A 22,959-nucleotide genomic window follows, 5' to 3' on the forward strand; every position below is an offset into this window, starting at 1 on the left:
AACTATCCCCTATTTAGGACGCTTGCCGCAAAAGGCAACCCCAAACACCTTTCAATTCTGCCGACCATCATCAGCCATGGCCAACAGCCGGCCCCTTCACCCGGCCGGACATGACCCCGAAACCATCGATGATCGCTTCCTGGTTTTCCATGCGGCCGATTTCCAGCTGGACCTCGGCAATCGCCCGCACCAGAAGCGTGCCACGCTCATCATCGGTCGCCTCGGCGATTTCCCGCTCCAGCTCCCGTTTCTGCCAGAGCAGGGATTTGGTTCTCTTGTGCAGTGAAAGAGCCTGCACATAGCCTTCGCGCGCATCCTCCATCGCCGCCTGTTCGGTCGCCGTCCACAGGCGGGCATTACGCACCTGCTGATCCATGGTTTTCAAAAGCGGCTCGAAACCCTGCTGCGACAACCGGTCGATCAGCCCTGCCCGCGATATATCCGCCGCACTCTCGGCCGCGTAGGTCAACACCGTCGACCACAGCCGCTGCAGATCGCGGTTCTCGTAATCGATAGCAGCGATCTCGTCATATTCCTCCAGCAGCAGCTCGGGGTGATTGACGATGGTGATGGCGAGAACGCTTTCCCTGAGAGACGGCTTGGTCTGATGCCCCCTGACAAGACCGGATTGCGTCAGCCGGTCGGAAATGCTGCTGGCCGGTGCGGCCATCGCCCCGCTCCGCCCCGGCGCATTGCGCTGGAAACCGCGACCAGTGCCCTGACCGCCTTCGCGGCGGAAATTCCCGCCCTGCGAGCCGCCAGACTGAAAACGGGGCTGGAAAAAGCCATTCAGCCTGTCGCGCATATCCTGCTGGTAAAAGCGGCGCACCGTCTCGTCGGCAATCACGGCAACGATCTGGCGCAGACGGCTTTCAAGCTGCGCCCGTTTTTCAGGCGTATCGAACGTGACGCCCGAGGTCTCCCGGCTCCAGATCATCGCGGCAAGCGGCTTGGCTTCCGAAAGCACCCGGTCGAACGGCGCGCGCCCCTCCAGCCGCACGAGATCGTCCGGATCCTTGCCATCGGGCAGCAGCGCAAAGCTGACCGACCGATCCGGCTTGATATGCGGCAAGGCGAGATCGGCTGCACGGTTGGCGGCGCGAATGCCGGCGCCATCGCCATCGAAGCAGAGAACAGGCTGCGGCGACATCTTCCAGAGGAGATCGAGCTGGCTTTCCGTCAGCGCCGTGCCGAGCGGCGCGACGGCATTTTCGACACCCGCCTGATAAAGCGCGATGACGTCCATATAACCTTCGACGGCAATGACAGAACCGCCTGCCGCCTGCGACGCGCGGCGGGCGCGGGCAAAATTGTAGAGGACATTGCCCTTGTGAAAGAGCTCGGTCTCGTTGGAGTTCAGATATTTCGCCACCGCATCCGAAGCCATCGCGCGACCGCCGAAAGCGATCACCTTTTCCCGCGAGGACAGGATCGGGAACATGATGCGGTCGCGAAACCGGTCATAGGAGACCGGCACGTTTTCATGCACCACCAGTCCGCAGGCTTCCATCTGCTCCTTCGACACGCCCTTGCTTGCCAGGTGCTCCTTCAGCGCATTACGGCTATCAGGCGCATAACCCAGCCGGAACGTCTCGATGGTGCGCCCGGTCAACCCGCGATCGCGCAGGTAAGCCCGCGCCCGCGCGCCAAGCGCCGTCTGCAACTGGTCCTGAAAGAACAGCGTCGCCATTTCCATGACGTCCTGCAGCGAGGTCCGCTCGCGCTCGCGCTTTTCCGCCTGCGGATCGGGCTGCGGCATTGAAATGCCTGCCATATCAGCGATCTGCTGCACGGCCTCCGGGAAACTTAAGCCCTCAAGCTCCGTCAAAAAACGGAAATGGTCGCCCGAAACACCACAGCCAAAGCAATGGTAGCGGCCCTTACGGTCCTCGCAGTGAAAGCTCGGGCTTTTCTCGCCATGGAACGGGCAGCAGGCCCAATAATCCCCACGCGACGTGTTGGTCTTCTTCTTGTCCCAGGACACACGTCGGCCGATCACATCGGAGATGTGCACGCGGTCGCGTATCTCATCGAGGAAAGAATTGGAAAAACGCATGGGTTACCTGTTCGAGGCCAGTCTTTCATATAAGCGCATAACAGCGGCAATACAAAATGGAGAGACAAACAATACCCACTATTCACAGGCGGCATTGACATTGGTGTATATACAGAAGAATATACGAGTGTATATACATACTCGGCGCATGAGTGCCTATGAACTGACATCAGTTGTAGGTAGCGCATGGAAATCGTGATGAAGGATTTCATCTCCTTTGAATGGGATGAAAACAAGCGGTTGATCAATATCGAGAAACACGGGATCGACTTTCTGAGAGCGGCAAAAGTTCTGTCGATGCCCCATCTGGAAAAGAGATCTGACCAAAACGGAGAGAGCCGGGTTCTGGCCATATGTCCGGAAACGGACACATTGATCGCAATTGTGTATACGATGCGTGGAGACGTGTGCCGGATAATATCGGCAAGAGCGGCGAGACAAAATGAGCGAAGAACGTACTGTCAGCTATTCCCTGGATGAAATCCAAAAGAAGATCGCCAAGGGCGACGACCGAACGGACTGGAAACGCGTCGATGCCCTGACCGACGAGGATATCGACCGCGCCACACGCGACGATCCAGATTGGGCCGGCTTTGAGGATATCGACTGGTCGAAGGCCGAAGTGGTTTTCCCTACTCCCAAACAGTCAATTTCCATTCGCGTCGATCAGGATGTCGTGGATTTCTTCAAGGCCACCGGGAAAGGTTATCAGACCCGCATGAATGCCGTCCTGCGCCACTATGTGCATGAGCAGAAAAAGCGGCAGGGCTAAGCGTGGCAATGCCCTTTGCGCCTGCTTCGGGCAAATTTGTGGCGCCGCAACATCACCAAAAATTATGTTTTTGTAATTTGAGTGCCACGCAGCGGCGATGTAAAAACATACTTACAGACAGAGCGATGAATTTTCGCAGAAATCTGCCGACGCCCGCAGGCACGTCCCCCGAAAAAAGCCTGCGCTTGAGAGCATTCTGATCCGCCGGAATGCGTTTTCGTCGACAGAAAAAAGGCAGGGCAGCCCACATCTGCCCTGCCTTTACTTTTTGCTATACTTCTGCTCTGGCGAGACACGGTGCTACCGTAGAGTGGGCTGCATTCGCCATCGCCTCTTTAAAAAGCAGCTTCAGACGCCTTCCTATGCGGAGACATGAAACCGGATGATGGCACCATTCCATTCGGGGCGGTCCCAGTCCAGCTCGGAAACGCTGCCCGCAGAGGCACATTTGCAGATCGCTCCTTGCCAGAATCTCAGCGCCTTGGTGTTTTTTCTGGCGACGGCAACTTCCCAGGCTCCCGGATGCTGCTGAAAGAGTCTCTGCGCCGCAATCAGACCAAGCCCCTGTCCACGATACTTCCGCACGATGAAAAACTCTCCGACGGAATATTCGGTCGGTAACGTCGAGTGGCTCTCATCATTTATGAGTGCAGATCCAACAGGCCTATGGTCTGCATTGAACAGGAAAGCTGACCACCGGGGGCGCTCAAAATACGGTTCGAGCGGATAATCGGGAAATCTGCCATTTTGGCCAAGCTCTCCTCGCGACGTCCCCGCCCAAAATTCGGAGAAGTCATGCGTATATAATTGCATCATATTTTGAAGAGCAGATATATCGGCTACCGATGCTGCATCGAGACTGAAATTCACAAGCTACTCCGTTGTTAATGTCCCGCCGGCGAACAAGCCTTTGGATGTGACAAAACAAATGGGCAATTGCGATCGCCCCTTTTGTTTTACCCGGACTGCCCGATTTTTATGCCGCAGCCGAGCGGGCTTTTACGCCGCCCTTGATACCTGCGCATGACAACACTTCGGTCCATCGGAGTGGAACTTCGTCGACAAAAAAAGCAGGGCAGCCAAGGCTGCCCTGCTTTTGGTTTTTCTGAATCGGCAAAACCTACTTCAACAAATCCTTCACAACACCGGAGGCCTTCGCGAAGTCGATCTGGCCCGGATAACGCTCTTTCAGCGCATTCATGCACTTGCCCATGTCGCGCAGGCCGGAAGCGCCGGTCTCCGTGATGACGGCCTGGCAGAGTTCGCGCACCTTCTCGGCCGGGATTTCTTCCGGCATGAATTCCTTGATGATGACGATTTCCTCGCGCTCCTGAGCGGCAAGCTCGGGACGGCCGGCACCTTCGTAGATGGTGGCGGATTCTTCCCGCTGCTTTACCATCTTGGTCAGGATCTGCATGATATCTTCATCGCTGACGGGGTCCTTGCCCACGCCGCGATTGGCGATATCGCGATCCTTGATGGCCGTCTGGATGAGACGCACGGTCGATGTACGTCGGGCGTCACGAGCCTTCAGTGCATCTTTCAAAGTATTAGCGAACACGTCGCGCAGCATTTTTCTTCTCCTTGGGAAAGCCCGTTCCGCAGCTTCCTGATCGGCAAACTTTCCGCCTTATTTTTCGCAACGACATAAACGAGCAAACACGCTCAAGCAAATCAATTGCATAAGCCCTTGAATCTACGACAGCTTAAATCCGCGTAAATCTTGGACCTGCGGTTGACCGCTTGGGCTGCTTTCGTTATTTTCCGGCACCTGCACGAGATTTTAACGAAGGGTCGGAACGCGAGCTTTATCGCGCGCCCCTTTATGTCACGAAGCCTGCGACAAAAATGGCCCCTTACCCCCTGCCTTTCAAGAGGCGGGGTGCGAAGCGGCAGAAACGGAACGAGATGACCGAGACAGCGCCCTGGACTACCCGCAAACCGACCGCAATGCTTGTTCTTGCCGATGGCACAGTGATCGAGGGAACAGGCATCGGCGCAACCGGCAAGGTTCAGGCCGAAGTCTGCTTCAACACGGCGCTCACGGGTTACGAGGAAATCCTCACCGACCCTTCCTATCTCGGCCAGATCGTCACCTTCACCTTCCCGCATATCGGCAATGTCGGCACCAATGAGGAAGACATTGAAGACCTGACGCCTGCCGCCCGCCGCGGCGCTGTCGGCGTCATCTTCAAGGCCGACATCACCGATCCCTCGAACTTCCGCGCCGCCAAGCATCTGGATGCCTGGCTGAAGGCCCGCGGCGTCATCGGCCTTTGCGGCATCGACACGCGCGCGCTGACGGCATGGATTCGCGAAAACGGCGCGCCGAACGCGGTCATCGCCCATGACCCGAACGGCGTCTTCGATATCGAAGCGCTGAAGGCGGAAGCCAAGGCGTGGAGCGGCCTCGTTGGTCTCGATCTCGCCATCGAAGCGACCTCGGGCCAGTCCTCTACCTGGACTGAAACCCCCTGGGTCTGGAACAAGGGTTACGGCACGCTCGGTGAAGCCGATGCCAAGTATCACGTCGTCTGCGTCGATTTCGGCGTCAAGCGCAACATCCTGCGCCTCTTTGCCGGTCTGGATTGCAAGGTCACCGTCGTTCCTGCCCAGACTTCGGCCGAAGACATCCTGGCGCTGAAGCCGGATGGCGTGTTCCTGTCCAACGGCCCGGGAGACCCGGCCGCGACGGGCGAATATGCCGTGCCTGTTATCCAGAACCTCATCAAAAGCGATCTGCCGATCTTCGGCATCTGCCTTGGTCACCAGATGCTCGGCCTCGCCGTCGGCGCCAAGACCGAAAAGATGCATCAGGGCCACCACGGCGCGAACCATCCGGTCAAGGACTTCACGACAGGCAAAGTGGAAATCGTCTCCATGAACCACGGCTTTGCGGTCGATACCAAGTCGCTGCCCGAAGGCGTCGAAGAGACCCATATCTCGCTGTTCGACGGCACCAATTGCGGCCTGCGCATCGTCGGCAAGCCGGTCTTTTCCGTCCAGCACCATCCGGAAGCATCGCCCGGCCCGCAGGACAGCCATTACCTCTTCCGCCGCTTCGTCAACCTGCTGCGCGAGAACAAGGGTGAGGCAGCGCTCGCCGAGCGCTGATACCTCCGGAGATCAGGAAAGATTATGCGGCCCGCTTTCAGCGGGCCGTTTGCATTTCACGCTTCACCAGAAGCACGAAGCGAATGGTGAGCAAAACGGCCGCCGTTGAAAGGCCGATCACGAAACCGAACCAGACGCCGCGTCCGCCAAAGCCGAGCGGAAAAGCCATGATCCAGGCAAGCGCCAACCCGATCGGCCAATAGGAAATCAGCGCCAGCATCGCCGGAATGCGCGCATCCTTCAATCCGCGCAGCAGACCTGCCGTCACAGCCTGAATGCCGTCGACCAGCTGGAATATACCGGCGATCACCACGAGGCTGCTGGCATAGGCAAGCACTTCCGCCGCCTCGGGCAATTTCGCATCCAGGAACCACTTCGCCAGAAATTCCGGCACGGCCGCAAACAGGATGCCACCGCAAATCGCAATACCGCAGGCGATCGCATAAATCATGATGGCGGCGCGGATGAGATTCTTGAAATCGCCCTGACCGCGGGCGATGCCCACCCGCACGGTCGCCGCCTGCGACAGGCCGAGCGGGATCATGAAGGCGATGGAAGCAAGCTGCAAGGCGATGCCATGCGCCGCAAGCTGCACGGTGCCGATTTGCCCCATCAGGATCGAGGCGGCGGCAAACAGCGTCACTTCGGCGAGAATGGTGATGCTGATCGGCAGACCAAGCCGCAGCACTTCAAAAAGCGCGTGCCAGTCCGGCCGCCAGAAGCGCACGAACAGCTCGTATTTCCTCGTTTCCTCGCGCGTCTGCACATAGGCGACGATGAAAATGAAGCTGAAGGCATTGACGATGACGGCAACGACGGCCGCGCCGTTCATGCCCATCGCCGGCAATCCGAAATGGCCGAATACCAGCATATAGGCCAGCACGCCGTTCATCACGAGCATGATGATGGTGACATAAAGAATGATGCCCGCACGCCCGATGGCGCTGACGAGACTGCGCAGCACGTAAAACAACAGTGCCGGCAGGAGGCCGAACTTGGCGATGGCGAGATAATGCCCGGTCAGCGCCGCAACATTGGGGTTCTGCCCGAGCGAAACGAGAATGCGCTCCGCATTAAAGAAGATCGGCAGGGCAAGCAGCCAGTAGGCGATCGCCACCCACATGCCCATGCGAAGTGAGCGACGGGCCGCCGTCGCATCACCCTGCCCGTAGGCCTGCGCCACCATCGGCACCACGGCGACGGAAAAACCAGAGCCGAAAATGAAGACGACAAAGAAGAACTGCCCGGCCAGCACCATGGCCGCCAGTTTTTCGGCGCCAAGCTGGCCGACGATGATCATGTCAGTGGTGTGGATGCCAAGCTGCGCGAGCTGAGCGCCGATGAGCGGAATTCCCAGCACAAGCGTAGCCTTGAAATGCGAAAACCACGACCCCGATCCGGACGGAACGGTTCCTGCAACAACCGACGAAGACATTGTAATTCACCTGAACCTTGGCCGTTGCCCGCGAATTGCGCAACGGCAGCATGGTGATGAATAAAATATTCCCTTCCTGCACGCAACCTTTGCAGAACGATGATCAAAATTTACGCAAAACGGCAATCTGGCGCGCCGCGGCCGAGCCCGACTGACATAAGACAAATTTAGCTGAATTTTACCATTTCGCTTTACTTATTAGAATATCGCGTAGTTCTTCTAAACCACAAGCTGCATGACGCAGAATATTCCCGCCTTTGAGGCATGTCTTTCCCACCATTTTCCAAGATGAGCCGAACGGGTTCACCCGGTTTCAAGGACGTGTAGCTTGCCCAAAAAAACCAATCTCATGACGCGCATTCTCGTTGCTGCGTCGTCACTTGTCGTCGCCGCCTTTGCCGGTTTCTCTTTCTACATCGACAGTCTTCAGCACCGGGTCACGACGGAAGCGGTGGCGGAGAATATCGATTCTTCCGGCAAGCAGGCCGCGCAAAGCATCGCCAACTGGCTGAATGGCCGCATCATGCTGACCGAAACGGTGGCAAAGACGCTCGCCAAGCTGCCTGATGACGAGGCCAAGCTGCGGTTTCTGGAAAACGACGTTCTCACCGCCCAGTTCATGTCGACCTATTTCGGCAATGCCGACACCGGCAGCTTCACCACCTTCCCGAAAACACCACTGCCTGAGGGTTATGATCCTCGCAAACGCCCGTGGTATCTGGATGCGGTGAAAGCCGGTAAGACCGTCCTGACCGAACCCTATAATGATGCATCGACCGGCGGCCTCATCATCACCGCCGCCATTCCCGTTTCCATCGATGGCAAGCTTGCCGGCGTGACGGGCAGTGACTTCTCGCTGGATTCGCTGGTGAAGATGATCAAGTCGGTGGATGCCGGCACGGATGGATACGCTTTCCTCGTCAGCAAGGATGGCAAGATCCTCATCCATCCCGATCCGAAATTCGTCGACAAGCCGCTGGCCGACCTCTTCAAGGTCGACACACCGGCTATTTCCTCCGCCATTTCCCAGACCGAGATCGACGGCAAGGGCAAGATCACCAGCTTCATTCCGGTCGCCGGCCTGCCCTCAGTTGACTGGTATCTCGGTTTCGTCGTCGATTCCGATGTTGCCTACAGCGCAATCGGCCAGTTCCGGTTGGCGGCAACCATCGCCACGATCCTCGCAGCCACGATCATGATCGGACTTCTCGCAACCGTCCTTTCACGCTTCATCGTCCGCCCCGTCACGCAGATGACCTCGGCCATGGAAGGCCTTGCAGCCGGCAATCTCGATGTCGCCATTCCCGGTCAGGAGCGCACCGACCAGATCGGCTCGATGGCGGCAGCGGTTGCCGTGTTCCGGTCGAACGCCATGGAACGTCTGCGCCTCGAAGGCGATGCCGAGCAGAACCGCACGCTTTCCGAACAGGAACGCAGCGACCGCGAGAGACTGGCGGCAAAAGACGCGGCGGACATCCAGTTCGCGGTCGATTCGCTTGCCAAGGGACTGGCTCATCTTTCGAACGGCGATCTCAACTATCGCATCGACACGCCCTTCGTGACCCGCATCGACCGCCTGCGCGACGATTTCAACAATTCCGTCGCCAAGCTGAACGCAGCGCTCAGCACCGTCGGCCAGAATGCCCGCGCCATCGATGCCGGCGCCGGAGAAATTCGCCAGTCGGCGGATGATCTCGCACGGCGCACCGAACAGCAGGCAGCCTCCGTGGAAGAAACGGCGGCGGCGCTTGAGGAAATCACCACGACGGTGAAGGATTCCGCCCGCCGTGCGGAAGAAGTCGGCCGTCTGGTCGATCGCGCCCGCAACAATGCCGAACAATCAGGCGTCATCGTGGAAGATGCCGTGCGCGCCATGGAAGGCATTGAAAAGTCATCGTCGGAGATCAGCAACATCATCGGCGTGATCGACGAGATCGCCTTCCAGACCAACCTGCTTGCGCTGAATGCCGGTGTGGAAGCCGCCCGCGCCGGTGAGGCGGGCAAGGGTTTTGCCGTCGTCGCACAGGAAGTGCGCGAGCTTGCCCAGCGCTCCGCCAATGCCGCGAAGGAAATCAAGACGCTGATCAACGCCTCGACATCGCAGGTGCAGTCCGGCGTCGATCTCGTCGGCAATGCCGGCAAGGCGCTGGAAACCATCGTCCGCGAAGTGCAGGAGATCAACCGTCATATCGACGCCATCGTGACCTCGTCGCGCGAGCAGTCGACCGGGCTTCAGGAAATCAACACCGCCATCAACACCATCGATCAGGGCACGCAGCAGAATGCCGCGATGGTCGAGGAACAGACGGCGGCAAGTCATGGGCTGGCGTCCGAAGCGGCGGCGCTTAACGATCTGCTCGCACAGTTCCAGCTCGCCACGGCCACGCGGCGGCAGGCGGAATATGGGCGTGCTGCTTAAGGAACCGCCTGATCGTTTGGCGGAGGCAAAGCATACAAACGCCGTCACCCCGGACTTGATCCGGGGTCCAGCGCGATCAAGTCCTTGATCGCGAAAGACTCATTCCCCACGGCGCAGACGCGCCGTGGCTGGATGCCGGATCATCCTCGGGCTTGTTCCGGGGACCGGCATGACGGAGGAGAGGTTTCAACCTCTTTCATGGCCGGAGCGATCCGGCCATTTTTATTTGCCGCGCGAACGATACCCGGTTCTCTCTACCGGCCCGATCCGCTAGAGCTTGATCGATCATGATTTGCGGAGGGATCTATGCTGGATTTGATTTGGCGCGGCATTGCCATGGGCATTGGCGGTACCGTGTTTATGGATATATGGGCAATCATACTGCACCGGTTTTTTGGCCAGTCCGCCCCCAACTGGGCGCCGGTCGGCCGCTGGTTCTGGCATGTGCCGAAGGGCAGGATATTTCACGACAGCATCGCCACGGCGGCACCTTACGAGCATGAGCTCGCGCTCGGCTGGATTTCGCATTACGCCGTCGGCATTCTCTATGGCATCATTCTTGCGCTGGTGGTCCCGGCCGCGTGGTTTGCAAACCCGTCCTTCATTGAGCCGTGGATCATCGGCATCATAACGGTGGGCGCGGGCTGGTTCCTGCTGCAGCCGGGTCTCGGCATTGGCTGGGCCGCATCGAAAACGCCGAACCCCACGAAGGTTCGCGTCCTCAACCTCGTGGCCCATACCATCTTCGCCCTCGGCATGTATGCCGTAGCGCTTTTGATGCGTTGAATGAAAAGGGGGCTGAAAAGCCCCCTCTCCTTAGATATTCGCCGAGAACGTATCGCAATCCTCGACACGGCCGCTCTGGAAACCGCGCTTGAACCATTCCGCGCGCTGTGCCGAGGTGCCGTGGTTGAAACTATCAGGCACAACATAGCCTTGAGTCTGCTTCTGCAGCGTATCGTCGCCAATCTGGTGGGCGGCATTCAGCGCTTCCTCGAGGTCGCCGGTTTCGAGAATGCCCTTCTGTTCGGTAAACTTGCCCCAGATGCCGGCATAACAATCAGCCTGAAGCTCGACTCGCACCGACATCTTGTTCGCGTCCACCTGGCTCATGGACTGGCGGCGGCGGTTGAATTCCGGCAGAACGCCGGTCAGGTTCTGGATGTGGTGGCCCACCTCATGCGCAATCACGTAAGCCTGTGCGAAATCGCCGGCCGCACCGAAACGCTTGTCCAGTTCATTGAAGAAACTGGTGTCGAGATAGACCTTGCGGTCACCCGGGCAATAGAACGGGCCGCTGGCGGCAGAGGCATAACCACAGGCAGAAGACACCTGCCCGGAGAACAGAACCAGCGTCGGTTTCTGATAGGTCTCCCCGGCGGACTGGAAGATGCCGCTCCAGGTATCTTCCGTCTCAGCCAGCACGGTGCGCACGAAAGCCGTCGTCTCGTCCGACGATTCGCCCTGCGGGCGTGTGCCGGATTGCTGGGTGCCGGATTGTTGCGTCGTGCCACCGCCATCCATCGAGATGTCGCCGCCCGTAAGCAGCGTCAGCGGGTTGATGCCAAGCACCCAGCTGATCAGCAGGATGACAACAATACCGCCAATACCGATGCCGCCACCGCGACGCCCGATCGGCACGCGCATTCCGCCACGGGAAAAAGGATCGTTACCGCCTGGCCCCGATCCCGCCGACATGCCACGCCGATCCTCGATATTGTCCGACTGGCGGCGCCCTCTCCATTCCATGCTATTCTCCCGGCGGATACCGCCTTAACAAGCTGCCATATAACGGCACTATAATACATCTTGTTCCGGAAGAAAGCAGAGGCGGCGAACGGAGTCTCTCAAGCGGCTCTGCGTCTTTGTTTCAATACGGTCAGAAACAGGAAGGCAAACACGAGAGCGCCGGCGGAAAGGGCCGCAAAACCGGCTTTGCCATCACCAAAAGCAACCTCATGCATGAGGCGACCGGGAACGAAGGTGAAACCTCCGGCAACAACGATGCCGCCGAGATAAACGCTCTGCATGATGCGCATATGGCGTCTGATATCGCCGCGCCGGGCGAAATAGACCGATTGCAGACAGCCATAGAGGGTGAAGGCGGAGAGCAGATGGATCGGGCTGAAACCGTAAAACACCCTTAATTCATGGATGAAGAACGTCGAAACGGAAGTCGTGACCATCAGCATCACCCAGATCTTGCCGAGCAGCCGGTGGATGGTGGTTCCCTTGGGGCGCAGGAAGATGAAGGCGCCGAGAATGGCTGCGGGCACGACGGTGGCGACATGGAATTGCACGGCGAGCGGTGCGTCTAACAAAGGCTGGAATGACATGGTTGCTGTTTCGGCTCGGTTGAAATCACCGGCAATTTCGGCAAAACATGCGCTCAAGAAAAACGGATTGACGCCAACCGCAGGAAAACTTCGTGGATCACCCGTATCTGCAATCCACGCTTCGTGAAATGCACGCCGTCCTGCAATCGCGCAGGCTGTGGCTGACATTTCTCGCCGTGCTGTCGATCTTCATCGTGACCGGGCCTTTCGGCACGAGCGAAACCATGAGTTTCGCCGACCGGCTGCTTTACTGGACAATCATTCAGGCCGGCGCCTGGACATTCGCGATATCCTTTTCCATCATCGCCAACAGCATCCTTGCCGGCAGCATCGAAAACATGCTGACGCGCATGATGATCGGTTCGCTGACGGCCACCCTGCCGATCGGGCTCATGCTTACCGTCACGAACCGGGTATTTTCAGGTAAGGAAATGGGTTTCGGCCCCTTTTTAGAAAGCAGCCTGTCGGCCCTGCCTCTCTGTGCCATCTTCTGCCTGCTGAGTTATCTCACCACCGGCCAGTCGCTCGAAACAACGGCCAACGCCGTTACGGACACAGACGATGATACCAAGCGTGAGGTGAAAGGCGTCGCGCCGCTGCTGGAGCGGCTGCCACCGCAAAAGCGCGGAGAATTGCTGCGGCTTTCGGTGCAGGACCATTATACGCAGATCGTCACCACGCGCGGGCGTCAGCTCGTTCTGCTGCGTTTTGCCGATGCTCTGAAAGAGATTGGCGAGACGCAGGGCTTGCAGGTACACCGGTCGCACTGGATCGCCGATGCCGATGTCGTCGCGCTGCGTAAACAGGCGGGCCGTCTGCTTCTCATGACAAGGGACGGTTCGGAAATCCCCGTCAGCCGCTCTTATAATGCAGCGGTGCAGGCCCGTTTTGCGGCCCTTGCCCCAGCCCGTTAAGAGTTTCTGTCGATTCCGGAATTTATGGGGTTCCGTTCTCAAAAACATTTGCCTATAAGCCGCTTCTAGCCTGAAAACTTTGAATTGCGCGCCCCGGCCGGTGATCCTTCACCCTGGCTGGTGTTTTGCGCAACCAAAAAGCGGAACGAGAGAGCCCATGCCGAAGCGCCAAGATATCAAGTCCATCCTCATCATCGGCGCGGGACCGATTGTCATCGGCCAGGCATGTGAATTCGACTATTCCGGCACGCAGGCCTGCAAGGCGCTTAAGGAAGAGGGTTACCGGGTCATTCTGGTCAACTCCAACCCGGCCACCATCATGACAGATCCGGGCCTTGCCGACGCCACTTACGTTGAGCCGATCACGCCTGAAGTCGTCGCCAAGATCATCGCCAAGGAGCGCCCGGACGCGCTTCTGCCGACCATGGGCGGCCAGACCGCGCTCAACACCGCGCTTTCTCTCAAGCGCATGGGCGTTCTCGACCGCTACAATGTGGAAATGATCGGCGCGAAGCCCGAAGCCATCGACATGGCTGAAGACCGCGCCCTCTTCCGCGAAGCGATGGCACGCATCGGCCTCGAAACGCCGAAGTCCATGCTCGCCAATGCGACCGAAATCAAGGACGCCGACCGAAAGAAGCACGAAGCCGCCCGCACTGAACTGAAGGGCAAGCTTTCCGGCCCCGATCTCGACAAGGCGCTGGACGACCTCGAAAACCAGTGGAACCTCGGCGAAACCGATCGCAAGCAGCGTTACATGGCCCATGCAATGGCAATCGCCGCCCAGGCCATCGACCATGTCGGCCTGCCCGCCATCATTCGCCCGTCCTTCACGCTCGGCGGCACCGGCGGCGGCATTGCCTATAACCGCTCGGAATTCTTCGACATCGTCTCCGGCGGCCTCGACGCTTCGCCGACCACCGAAGTGCTGGTGGAAGAGTCTGTTCTCGGCTGGAAGGAATATGAGATGGAAGTGGTCCGCGACACCGCGGACAATTGCATCATCATCTGCTCCATCGAAAACATCGATCCGATGGGCGTCCACACCGGCGACTCGATCACGGTTGCGCCAGCGCTGACGCTGACCGACAAGGAATACCAGATCATGCGCAACGCCTCCATCGCGGTGCTGCGCGAGATCGGCGTGGAAACCGGCGGCTCGAACGTGCAGTTCGCCGTCAACCCGAAGGACGGCCGCCTCGTCGTCATCGAAATGAACCCGCGCGTCTCGCGCTCTTCGGCTCTCGCTTCCAAGGCGACCGGCTTCCCGATCGCCAAGATCGCCGCCAAGCTCGCCATCGGCTATACGCTGGACGAGCTGGAAAACGACATCACCGGCGGCGCGACGCCTGCCTCGTTCGAACCGTCGATCGACTACGTCGTCACCAAGATCCCGCGTTTCGCCTTCGAGAAATTCCCCGGCGCCTCGCCGATCCTCACCACCGCCATGAAGTCGGTCGGTGAAGTCATGGCCATCGGCCGCACCTTCGCAGAATCGCTGCAGAAGGCGCTGCGCGGCATGGAAACCGGTCTCACGGGTCTCGACGAAATCGAAATCCCGGGCTTTGAAGAAGGTGAAGGCTCCAAGAACGCCATCCGCGCCGCCATTGGCACGCCGACGCCGGATCGCCTGCGCATGGTCGCACAGGCGCTTCGCATGGGCATGACGGCGGAAGAAGTTCACGAAAACTCGAAGATCGACCCCTGGTTCATCGCCCAGTTCAAAGCCATCGTGGATATGGAAGCCCGTATCCGCGAGCAGGGCCTGCCGCAAGACGCTGAGAACCTGCGCATGCTGAAGGCCATGGGCTTTTCCGACGCCCGTCTCGCAATTCTGACGGGCAAGCGCCCGAAGGAAGTGGCGGAGCTGCGCAACAGCCTCAACGTCCGTCCGGTCTTCAAGCGCATCGATACCTGCGCGGCCGAGTTCGCTTCGCCCACCGCCTATATGTATTCGACCTACGAAATTCCCTTCGTCGGTGCTGCCCGCTCTGAAGCGCAGGTTTCCGACCGCAAGAAGGTCGTCATTCTCGGCGGTGGCCCGAACCGTATCGGCCAGGGTATCGAGTTCGATTATTGCTGCTGCCATGCCGCCTTCGCGTTGAAGGATGCCGGCTTCGAAGCGATCATGATCAACTGCAACCCGGAAACGGTTTCCACCGACTACGACACCTCCGATCGCCTCTATTTCGAGCCTCTGACGGCCGAAGACGTGATCGAGATCATGCGCGCCGAGCAGGAACGCGGCGAGCTGGTCGGCGTCATCGTGCAGTTCGGTGGCCAGACTCCGCTGAAGCTTGCCGAAGCGCTGGAAAAGAACGGTATCCCGATCCTCGGCACCGCGCCTGACATGATCGATCTTGCCGAAGACCGCGACCGCTTCCAGAAGCTGCTGATGAAGCTCGATCTCGCCCAGCCAAACAATGGTATTGCCTATTCGGTCGAGCAGGCACGCCTCGTCGCCTCCGAAATCGGCTTCCCGCTGGTCGTGCGTCCGTCCTACGTTCTGGGTGGCCGCGCCATGCAGATCATCCATTCGGAAGGCCAGCTGCAGACCTACCTGCTCGATACGGTTCCGGGCCTCGTGCCTGAGGACATCAAGCAGCGTTACCCGAACGACAAGACCGGCCAGATCAACACCCTGCTCGGCAAGAACCCGCTTCTGTTCGATAGCTACCTGACCAACGCCGTCGAAGTGGACGTCGATGCACTGTGCGATGGCGAAAACGTCTTCGTCTCCGGTATCATGGAACACATCGAAGAAGCCGGCATCCACTCAGGCGACTCGGCCTGCTCGCTGCCTTCGCGTTCGCTGAGCAAGGAAACGCTCGACGAACTGGAACGCCAGACGACGGCTCTTGCCAAGGCGCTCAACGTCGGCGGCCTGATGAACGTTCAGTACGCCATCAAGGACGGCACGATCTACGTTCTCGAAGTCAACCCGCGCGCCTCGCGTACCGTGCCTTTCGTGGCGAAGACCATCGGCGCGCCGATCGCCAAGATCGCCGCCCGCGTCATGGCCGGTGAAAAGCTCGATGCGGCGATTGCCGCCTATGGCCAAAAGCCTGATCCGCGCAACCTGAAGCACATTGCCGTCAAGGAAGCGGTCTTCCCCTTCGCCCGCTTCCCCGGCGTCGACATTCTGCTCGGACCAGAAATGCGCTCGACCGGCGAAGTCATCGGCCTCGACACGGATTTCGCGCTTGCCTTCGCCAAGAGCCAGCTTGGCGCCGGCGTCGACCTGCCGCGCTCCGGCACGGTCTTCGTTTCCGTGCGTGACGACGACAAGGAAGGCGTTCTGCCGGCCATCCGCATTCTGGTGGAAAGCGGCTTCAAGGTGCTGGCAACCGGCGGCACCCAGCGTTTCCTCGCTGAACAGGGCATCAACGCCGAAAAGATCAACAAGGTGCAGGAAGGCCGTCCGCATATCGAAGACGCCATCCGCAACCGTCAGGTCCAGCTGGTCATCAACACCACCGACAGCAACAAGGCGATCTCTGACTCGAAGTCGCTGCGCCGCGCGACGCTGATGCAGAAGGTGCCTTACTACACGACGATGGCCGGTGCGGAAGCCGCAGCCCTCGCCATCAAGGCGCTGAAGGCCGGCAATCTGGAAGTGAAGCCGCTGCAGAGCTACTTCAACTAAGTTTCTGCGGAAAAAGTCCGCAAGATTGAAAACAAAACGCCGCGGATCGCCATGTCCGCGGCGTTTTGCATCTCGTAATCCCGCTGCAATCCGTTGCGGGTATCAAAAAGACATCATTCCCACGCGAGGCCCATGATGTCTTTTCCTACACCTGAAAAATCCGCTCCCGCCAGCGGTCGCATGATTTCCCTGAACTTGAAGCTGCAGGGTTAAATCATGGCTGGACGTCCGCCAGGCCCGGAGCGCGTGGCTTTTCCGCTGCGGATCGAACCCGCAATCTTGAATGAAATCCGCCACACCGCGAGCGATGAACTGCGCAGCATCAATGCCCAGATCGAGATATTGTTGAAAGAGGCCCTACGGCATCGCGCCGCGATGGATGCGAGTGCGCCGAGCGGCTGAGCCGCAAGCTGCCAGCCGCAGAAACGAGGATGCCCCTAGGCCGCCAGCGCCTCGCGGACACAGTTGCGCCCTTCGGTCTTTGCCCGGTAAAGCGCACGATCCGCCATTTCGGCGAGCGTCTGGAGATCGCAGCGCATGTCGCCGGTGGCGGCAACGCCGATGCTGATCGTCACGCCGACACGCAGACCGCCGCAGTCGACCTCGCTGACCGCAATCGCATCGCGAATGCGTTCGCCGATCATGCAGGCTTTGTGAACGCCGGCGCCCGGCAGGTAGATGATGAATTCCTCACCACCGTAGCGCGCCAGCACGTCCCCACCGCGAATGCTGCCGCCGATGCGCTTCGCCACTTCCTGCAGCACGCTATCGCCGACGGCGTGGCCGAAACGGTCATTGATCGACTTGAAGTGGTCGATATCCAGCAACATGGCCGCGTCAGTGGGATGAGGCGTCGCAGGCATGGCCTGGAAGAAGAAGCGTCGGTTCTTGACGCCGGTCAGGGGGTCCGTATTGGCAAGAACCAGCAGTTTCCGTTCCGACCGCTCGGCAACCAGCATCATCACGAACAGGGCGATGGCAAAGTTCAGCATGATGATGAAGAAAAACGCATTGACCAGATTGAGGGCGGCATAAGCCGGGAAAAGCACGCTTTTCATCACCGCCAGCGAAATGAGACCGGAGACGCCGGTAATCGCACCCAGCGCCAGACGGGAAAGCAGCGGCTCCCTGCGCCATCCTTCAAGAAGCACCAATGCCCCGGCGAGATAGGCCAGCGACGCGCAGCCATTAAAGAGCGCCGCGCGAAGCGCATTATTGTCCGCCACCTGATACGCGACAACCATCGCCAGCACGGTGATAAAACACACAAAGAGTAGGATTCGCCGGTCGACGGCGCGTCCATCGCTCAACGTTTTCAAGCCGAGCCAGATCAGCGCATAGCCCACAATACCAAAAACGACACTGCCGAGTTGCCACAAGGCCGGCGACAATATTCCCCATTCTCCGTAACCGGCAAGCGTGGAGCCAATCGTCATCGTCGCAAAACCCGCCGCGAGAGGAATGGGACCGCGCAAATCGCGATTGGTCATTTTCAGGTAGATAAAACTCAAAAGCCCAACGATGTAGGAACACTTTTGCATCAATATGACTGTCGTAAGGTCGAGCTCACCCAACATGATTTGTCCATATAAATTCGGAGGACTTAATTATAATATTAAGTATAAAATTTTAATAAAAATAACATATAAATAATCCATAAATTATACTACTGTAAGTTAATATTCGCCTATTGAAATAAATCTCCAATCGCAGATAGAAATCTATTCGAACGCTCTAATAAACTGCATATCCTTTGTGAATTTTGCCATTTCCGCCTCTTTCGCCTGCGTATCGACAAGGCGCAGTAGATAGGACGGGTGCACGGTGACAAAAAGCGTCCGGCCCTCCTCCATTGGTAAAGGACGCCCCCGTATCTCCGTGACCTTTTCCTTGCCGCCGGTCAGCGCATAAAGCGCCGTTGCGCCCATGGCAACGATCAGTTTTGGCCGAACAAGCGCGATTTCCTGATTGAGCCACCAGCGGCATTGCTCCACTTCGCCCGCATTCGGACGCTGATGAATGCGCCGTTTGCCGCGCGTTTCGTATTTGAAGTGCTTGACGGCATTGGTGACGTAAAGCTTTTTGCGTTCGATGCCGATTTGGGCGAGAGTCCGGTCAAAGAGCTGGCCGGCCGGGCCGACGAAAGGTTTGCCGGCGAGATCCTCGTGATCGCCCGGCTGCTCGCCCACGATCATGATGTTCGCATCCTCTGGGCCAGAGCCGAAAACCGTCTGCGTGGCGTTGCAATGCAGGGGGCAGCGGGTGCAATGGCCCGCCTCCCGCGCCAGCGACGCGAGCGTACCATCCGGCGCCGGTTGCGGCGTCTCCCGTGCAGCGGCCGCAGCCTGCAGGCGGTGGTGAAACGGCTGCGGCTGGCTTGCCGCTTTGGCGGCCATCTCCAGCACCCGCGCCTCTGCTCCGAGAACCAGACCGGGAATGAGATCGGCTTCCGGCAGGTTCTTCCAGTATTTCTTTGGCATCTCCGCCGTCATGGCTTTGATCTTCAGGCGGGCCGGATTGAATATATTGGCATAATAGGTCCGCCAGAGTTCATCCGTCTCGTCCGTCAGATCAGGCTTTTCCGCCGCTTCCCGCGATGTCTCCAGCGCGTTTCCGTCCCACCGTGCAGAGCCCTTCGGCGTGGCGATCAGCCAGTCCATGTCGGTAAACCGCCGCTGGAAAAACGCGGCCGTGCGCTCGACGATGAAATGGTCAGGCTCAAACCAGGCAATAAACCGCCGCCGCCCGCCCTGCCCCTGAGGCAAGGGCACTTCCTTGAAACGGACAAAAGCAGTCATCTTGTGACAATCGCGTCTGACGGATTTCTCAAGCAGCCGGACCTCTGAAACATCCGGATCGGACTTGAACTGCAACAGTGCGCGATCCTGCCTCAGCCGCCACAACAGCCGGTAAAGCAGTGCAAAACGCCCGGGATCGCCATGACAGATGACGGCCTGCGCCAGCGCCACGAACGAGGCTGGAACGGAAACCTGCCCGGACCCAGAACCGGCCGCCGGCAAGGGCTCGCCGGCAAAATCCAACAGCCCTGCCCCGTCATCCCGCAACCGCCAGTCAATCATCTCGGGTCGAATATCGGCGGCAAGCGCCGCGCGGGCGGCATCGCGCCACTCGCCGAAATCACCCCGCCCTTCCAGAACCGGGCCGTACATCACAGGAGCGATAATTGCTCGGGCTGCGGCGCAAACATCGCCCGCAAATCCGGCCGCTCGGTCAGCTTGCCCGGCGTCCAGCCCTCTGCGACGATGAAGGCCTTCACCTTTTTCAGGGAAACACCAAAGCGGGCAATATCCTCCAGCCGCAACCGCCGGAACCGTCGCGACGACAGGATGGATGCGACCGTCTTCGTGCCGAAACCGGGCACGCGCAGCAGCATTTCCCGATCCGCCACGTTGACGTCCACAGGGAAACGCTCGCGATGCTTCAGCGCCCAGGCGAGCTTCGGGTCGATATCGAGATCGAGCATGCCATCGCCCCCGATCGCGGTTATCTCACCGATGTCGAAGCCATAAAAGCGATACAGCCAGTCGGCCTGATAAAGCCGGTGTTCACGCATGAGCGGCGGCTTGATGAGCGGCAGGTTCTTCGACGAATCCGGAATGGGGCTGAAGGCCGAATAATAAACGCGCCGCAAACCGTAGCTGCCATAAAGCCGGGCGCTGGTGGAGAGAATGGTGCTATCGTCTGCGCCATCGGCCCCCACGATCATCTGCGTGCTCTGACCGGCCGGCGCAAAGCGCCTGGTCTTGCGTGTCCGGACGGTCGGCTCCCCCGCCTCCTCGATCTTCAAACGGATATCGGCCATGGAGCGGCGAATATTGGCGGGCTGCTTTTCCGGCGCGAAACGGCCAATGCCGCTATCGGTCGGCAATTCGATATTGATCGAAAGACGATCCGCATAAAGCCCCGCCTCCTCGATCAGCCTGGGCGACGCTTCGGGAATGGATTTCAGGTGGATATAGCCGCGAAAACCATGGGTAACGCGCAGTTCACGCGCCACGCGCACCATCTCTTCCATCGTGTGATCGGAGGAGCGGATGATGCCGGAGGACAGGAACAGCCCCTCGATATAGTTGCGCCGATAAAACTCCAGCGTCAGCCAAACCACTTCTTCTGGCGTAAACCGCGCTCGCTCGACATTGCTGGAAGAGCGGTTAATGCAATAGGCGCAATCATAGATGCAGAAATTGGTCAGCAGAATTTTCAGGAGCGAAATGCAGCGCCCGTCCGGCGCATAGGCATGGCAGATGCCCGACCCTTCCGTGGAGCCCAGACCGCCTGACGCTGCGGAGTTGCGTTTTGTCGTGCCGCTCGATGCGCAGGAGGCATCATATTTCGCCGCGTCGGAGAGAATGGCCAGCCGTTGCCTGATCGACTTCTTCATAGCTATGTTCACTATATGTTCCATTGAAGAATGTCAATAATGGCAGTCAAGCCTTTGATTGAATGAGGAAATACTCACACCTCAAATTTGCTGGCATTTCGCTGTCGTCTTCTGATATAGTCGGCTCAGTTATGATTTTGGCATGGTTCCGGAGTTCCTCTCCGGAACCTGTTTCTTTTTGTGTCTGCAAGTAAAGCGACCGGAATGCGAAGGATAAAAAAATGGTAGAAAAAGTACCGATGACTCAGGGTGGATTCGTAAAGCTGCAGGAGGAGCTGCGCTTTCGCCAGCAGGAGGAGCGTCCCCGTATCATCGAGGCAATTGCGGAAGCGCGCGCCCATGGCGACCTTTCGGAAAACGCCGAGTACCATGCTGCCAAGGAAGCCCAGAGCCACAATGAAGGCCGCATCACCGAACTCGAAGACCTGACCGCACGCGCGGAAGTCATCGACCTGTCCAAGATGTCCGGTTCCAAGATCAAGTTCGGCGCCACCGTCAAGCTGATCGACGAAGATAGCGACGAGGAACGAACCTACCAGATCGTCGGCGACCAGGAAGCCGATGTGAAGGCTGGCCGCATCTCCATCTCCTCGCCGATTGCCCGCGCCCTGATCGGCAAGGAAGTCGGCGACAGCATCGAGGTCAACGCGCCCGGCGGCGCCAAGGGCTACGAGATTCTCGCGGTACAGTGGGGCTGATTGCCCCGACGTGCAATGCGCCCCACGCGGGCGCATTGTTTTTTGACGTATTGAATCTCCAAACCAGCCGCAGAGACGGAAGCCCATCTTGTCCCACGTCAGTCTGAAAGATGTGCAGGTGCTTGCGCCGAACTTCAAGCGCAGGCTCTCCGGCGTCACCTCCACCATCGTCCAGCTGATACCGGTGCAGAACCGGCTGAGACAGAAGGTGGCCACCATCGGCCCCGGCCTGCCACCGCATCTGCCGCATGTGCGCTTCCGCGATCTGTGGCGGCTCTGGCAGAATGGCCCTGTCGGCAGCCCGCGCATCTGGCATGCCCGCCGCAATCTCGAAATGTTGCCGGGTCTTCTGATGCGTGATGTGCTGCGCATGAAGGTGAAGCTGCTCTTTACCTCCGCGGCACAGAGGCGGCATTCCGCCTATACCCGTTTTCTGATTTCGAAGATGGATGCCGTGGTTGCGACCAACGCCCGCTCCGGCTCGTTCCTGGAAGTGCCCCATCGCGTCGTCATGCATGGCGTCGATACCGACCTTTTCCACCCGGCCACCGGTCCGGAAGATACGATCGCGGCAACCGGCCTGCCGGGCCAATATCTGATCGGCTGTTTCGGACGCGTGCGCCACCAGAAGGGCACCGATCTATTCGTGCGCGCCATGATCGAACTTCTGCCCAACCATCCGCAATGGACAGCCGTAGTGTCCGGCCGCGTCACGGCGGAACACAAGGCCTTCGGTGATGCGCTCAAGGCCGATGTCGCCGCAGCCGGCCTTGCCGACCGCATCGTATTTCAGGGCGAAGTTGACGACATCAAGCCCTGGTACCGGCGGCTGACGCTCTATGTCGCCCCATCCCGCAATGAAGGTTTCGGCCTGACACCGCTCGAAGCCATGGCCTCCGAGACGGCCGTTGTCGCCAGTAATGCCGGCGCTTACGAGGAAATGATTGTCACGGGCGAGACCGGGGCGGTTGTCGATGCGGGTGACTATGCCTCGCTGAGAGACGCGATAAAGACCTATCTCGCCGATCCTGCTCTGGCCAAAGCCCACGCAAGTGCCGGACTTGCGCATGTGCGCAGCACTTTTCCGCTGGAAAAAGAAGCGACAAGTCTCGGCGAAGTCTATGAGGCGTTGCGGCGGGGGTAATGCCCCCCGAAGCCGACAAAAAG

Annotated in this window: 19 protein-coding genes; 10 read left to right on the plus strand and 9 right to left on the minus strand. The window is 59.0% G+C overall.

Annotated features, from left to right (window positions below; all coding sequences use genetic code 11):
- Positions 1-70: 70 nt before the first annotated feature.
- Positions 71-2,056 carry a DNA primase gene (gene dnaG / locus QRN60_RS10680; RefSeq protein ID WP_129564910.1) on the minus strand — a complete coding sequence of 662 codons (1,986 nt, stop codon included), beginning with the start codon at positions 2,054-2,056 and terminating at the stop codon, positions 71-73.
- 198 nt (positions 2,057-2,254) lie between these two features.
- Between dnaG and QRN60_RS10685 the strand changes: the two genes are divergently transcribed.
- Positions 2,255-2,536, plus strand: coding sequence for a BrnT family toxin (locus QRN60_RS10685; RefSeq protein WP_129564911.1), 282 nt, complete (start codon positions 2,255-2,257; stop codon positions 2,534-2,536).
- A complete protein-coding gene (locus QRN60_RS10690; RefSeq protein WP_060725127.1) occupies positions 2,499-2,828 on the plus strand; it encodes a BrnA antitoxin family protein in 330 nt (109 codons plus the stop codon). Before QRN60_RS10685 ends, QRN60_RS10690 begins: the two co-directional genes overlap by 38 nt.
- Before the next feature lie 360 nt (positions 2,829-3,188).
- Here QRN60_RS10690 and QRN60_RS10695 read toward each other — a convergent pair whose 3' ends face one another.
- Both QRN60_RS10695 and QRN60_RS10700 read right to left on the minus strand, forming a co-directional pair.
- Positions 3,189-3,698 (minus strand): GNAT family N-acetyltransferase, encoded by a 510-nt coding sequence (locus tag QRN60_RS10695; protein ID WP_129564912.1) that lies wholly within the window; start codon positions 3,696-3,698, stop codon positions 3,189-3,191.
- 250 nt (positions 3,699-3,948) lie between these two features.
- A complete protein-coding gene (locus tag QRN60_RS10700) occupies positions 3,949-4,401 on the minus strand; it encodes a GatB/YqeY domain-containing protein (RefSeq protein ID WP_004430448.1) in 453 nt (150 codons plus the stop codon).
- A gap of 335 nt (positions 4,402-4,736) precedes the next feature.
- Here QRN60_RS10700 and carA point away from each other — a divergent pair, with 335 nt between their 5' ends.
- The gene (carA, locus tag QRN60_RS10705) at positions 4,737-5,942 is read left to right on the plus strand and encodes a glutamine-hydrolyzing carbamoyl-phosphate synthase small subunit (protein WP_004430447.1); all 1,206 of its coding nucleotides are present in this window, start codon (positions 4,737-4,739) and stop codon (positions 5,940-5,942) included.
- A gap of 37 nt (positions 5,943-5,979) precedes the next feature.
- Here the strand turns inward: carA and QRN60_RS10710 are convergent, their stop codons facing one another.
- Entirely contained in the window at positions 5,980-7,377 is a 1,398-nt protein-coding gene (locus tag QRN60_RS10710; RefSeq protein ID WP_020808732.1) for an MATE family efflux transporter, read from the minus strand.
- A gap of 328 nt (positions 7,378-7,705) precedes the next feature.
- On the opposite strand from QRN60_RS10710, the gene mcpU reads away from it, so the two are divergent.
- Entirely contained in the window at positions 7,706-9,796 is a 2,091-nt protein-coding gene (mcpU, locus tag QRN60_RS10715) for a methyl-accepting chemotaxis protein McpU (protein ID WP_080866317.1), read from the plus strand.
- A gap of 306 nt (positions 9,797-10,102) precedes the next feature.
- Positions 10,103-10,582, plus strand: a complete 480-nt coding sequence (locus tag QRN60_RS10720) for a DUF2938 domain-containing protein (RefSeq protein WP_020808734.1) — start codon at positions 10,103-10,105, stop codon at positions 10,580-10,582.
- Between the two features lie 30 nt (positions 10,583-10,612).
- Here the strand turns inward: QRN60_RS10720 and ypfJ are convergent, their stop codons facing one another.
- Positions 10,613-11,545 carry a KPN_02809 family neutral zinc metallopeptidase gene (gene ypfJ / locus QRN60_RS10725; RefSeq protein ID WP_004430442.1) on the minus strand — a complete coding sequence of 311 codons (933 nt, stop codon included), beginning with the start codon at positions 11,543-11,545 and terminating at the stop codon, positions 10,613-10,615.
- Positions 11,546-11,643: 98 nt separating this feature from the next.
- Positions 11,644-12,132, minus strand: coding sequence for a DUF2306 domain-containing protein (locus QRN60_RS10730; RefSeq protein ID WP_129564913.1), 489 nt, complete (start codon positions 12,130-12,132; stop codon positions 11,644-11,646).
- Between the two features lie 92 nt (positions 12,133-12,224).
- On the opposite strand from QRN60_RS10730, the gene QRN60_RS10735 reads away from it, so the two are divergent.
- The 3 genes from QRN60_RS10735 to QRN60_RS10745 all read left to right on the plus strand — a co-directional run bounded on the left by QRN60_RS10735 (position 12,225) and on the right by QRN60_RS10745 (position 17,094).
- Positions 12,225-13,046 (plus strand): LytTR family DNA-binding domain-containing protein, encoded by an 822-nt coding sequence (locus QRN60_RS10735; protein ID WP_165000635.1) that lies wholly within the window; start codon positions 12,225-12,227, stop codon positions 13,044-13,046.
- A 157-nt stretch (positions 13,047-13,203) separates the two neighbouring features.
- Positions 13,204-16,692 (plus strand): carbamoyl-phosphate synthase large subunit, encoded by a 3,489-nt coding sequence (gene carB, locus QRN60_RS10740; RefSeq protein ID WP_020808737.1) that lies wholly within the window; start codon positions 13,204-13,206, stop codon positions 16,690-16,692.
- Between the two features lie 216 nt (positions 16,693-16,908).
- Positions 16,909-17,094: a type II toxin-antitoxin system antitoxin gene (locus QRN60_RS10745; RefSeq protein WP_020011319.1), complete on the plus strand. Its 186-nt coding sequence runs from the start codon at positions 16,909-16,911 to the stop codon at positions 17,092-17,094.
- Positions 17,095-17,129: 35 nt separating this feature from the next.
- Here the strand turns inward: QRN60_RS10745 and QRN60_RS10750 are convergent, their stop codons facing one another.
- The 3 genes from QRN60_RS10750 to QRN60_RS10760 all read right to left on the minus strand — a co-directional run bounded on the left by QRN60_RS10750 (position 17,130) and on the right by QRN60_RS10760 (position 21,094).
- Positions 17,130-18,269, minus strand: coding sequence for a GGDEF domain-containing protein (locus QRN60_RS10750; protein ID WP_080866319.1), 1,140 nt, complete (start codon positions 18,267-18,269; stop codon positions 17,130-17,132).
- A gap of 144 nt (positions 18,270-18,413) precedes the next feature.
- Positions 18,414-19,862, minus strand: a complete 1,449-nt coding sequence (locus QRN60_RS10755) for a UdgX family uracil-DNA binding protein (RefSeq protein WP_129564914.1) — start codon at positions 19,860-19,862, stop codon at positions 18,414-18,416.
- On the minus strand, positions 19,862-21,094 hold the full coding sequence (locus QRN60_RS10760; RefSeq protein ID WP_065695261.1) for a putative DNA modification/repair radical SAM protein: 1,233 nt from the start codon (positions 21,092-21,094) through the stop codon (positions 19,862-19,864). The genes QRN60_RS10755 and QRN60_RS10760 overlap by 1 nt, the downstream gene beginning before the upstream one ends.
- 221 nt (positions 21,095-21,315) lie before the next feature.
- On the opposite strand from QRN60_RS10760, the gene greA reads away from it, so the two are divergent.
- Both greA and QRN60_RS10770 read left to right on the plus strand, forming a co-directional pair.
- Positions 21,316-21,792 carry a transcription elongation factor GreA gene (gene greA / locus QRN60_RS10765; RefSeq protein ID WP_004430419.1) on the plus strand — a complete coding sequence of 159 codons (477 nt, stop codon included), beginning with the start codon at positions 21,316-21,318 and terminating at the stop codon, positions 21,790-21,792.
- Positions 21,793-21,880: 88 nt separating this feature from the next.
- Positions 21,881-22,936 carry a glycosyltransferase family 4 protein gene (locus QRN60_RS10770; protein ID WP_004430416.1) on the plus strand — a complete coding sequence of 352 codons (1,056 nt, stop codon included), beginning with the start codon at positions 21,881-21,883 and terminating at the stop codon, positions 22,934-22,936.
- Positions 22,937-22,959 lie beyond the last annotated feature (23 nt).

The organism is Agrobacterium sp. CFBP2214 (genome assembly GCF_030209895.1).
In the GTDB taxonomy this organism is placed as follows: domain Bacteria; phylum Pseudomonadota; class Alphaproteobacteria; order Rhizobiales; family Rhizobiaceae; genus Agrobacterium; species Agrobacterium radiobacter.

Excerpts from the sequence above, each read along its gene's own strand:
- dnaG (WP_129564910.1), bottom strand. The coding sequence starts at position 2,056 with ATGCGTTTTTCCAATTCTTTCCTCGATGAGATACGCGACCGCGTGCAC.
- QRN60_RS10685 (WP_129564911.1), top strand. The coding sequence starts at position 2,255 with ATGAAGGATTTCATCTCCTTTGAATGGGATGAAAACAAGCGGTTGATC.
- QRN60_RS10690 (WP_060725127.1), top strand. The coding sequence starts at position 2,499 with ATGAGCGAAGAACGTACTGTCAGCTATTCCCTGGATGAAATCCAAAAG.
- QRN60_RS10700 (WP_004430448.1), bottom strand. The coding sequence starts at position 4,401 with ATGCTGCGCGACGTGTTCGCTAATACTTTGAAAGATGCACTGAAGGCT.
- carA (WP_004430447.1), top strand. The coding sequence starts at position 4,737 with ATGACCGAGACAGCGCCCTGGACTACCCGCAAACCGACCGCAATGCTT.
- QRN60_RS10710 (WP_020808732.1), bottom strand. The coding sequence starts at position 7,377 with ATGTCTTCGTCGGTTGTTGCAGGAACCGTTCCGTCCGGATCGGGGTCG.
- QRN60_RS10720 (WP_020808734.1), top strand. The coding sequence starts at position 10,103 with ATGCTGGATTTGATTTGGCGCGGCATTGCCATGGGCATTGGCGGTACC.
- ypfJ (WP_004430442.1), bottom strand. The coding sequence starts at position 11,545 with ATGGAATGGAGAGGGCGCCGCCAGTCGGACAATATCGAGGATCGGCGT.
- QRN60_RS10730 (WP_129564913.1), bottom strand. The coding sequence starts at position 12,132 with ATGTCATTCCAGCCTTTGTTAGACGCACCGCTCGCCGTGCAATTCCAT.
- carB (WP_020808737.1), top strand. The coding sequence starts at position 13,204 with ATGCCGAAGCGCCAAGATATCAAGTCCATCCTCATCATCGGCGCGGGA.
- QRN60_RS10745 (WP_020011319.1), top strand. The coding sequence starts at position 16,909 with ATGGCTGGACGTCCGCCAGGCCCGGAGCGCGTGGCTTTTCCGCTGCGG.
- QRN60_RS10750 (WP_080866319.1), bottom strand. The coding sequence starts at position 18,269 with ATGTTGGGTGAGCTCGACCTTACGACAGTCATATTGATGCAAAAGTGT.
- QRN60_RS10755 (WP_129564914.1), bottom strand. The coding sequence starts at position 19,862 with ATGTACGGCCCGGTTCTGGAAGGGCGGGGTGATTTCGGCGAGTGGCGC.
- QRN60_RS10760 (WP_065695261.1), bottom strand. The coding sequence starts at position 21,094 with ATGAAGAAGTCGATCAGGCAACGGCTGGCCATTCTCTCCGACGCGGCG.
- greA (WP_004430419.1), top strand. The coding sequence starts at position 21,316 with ATGGTAGAAAAAGTACCGATGACTCAGGGTGGATTCGTAAAGCTGCAG.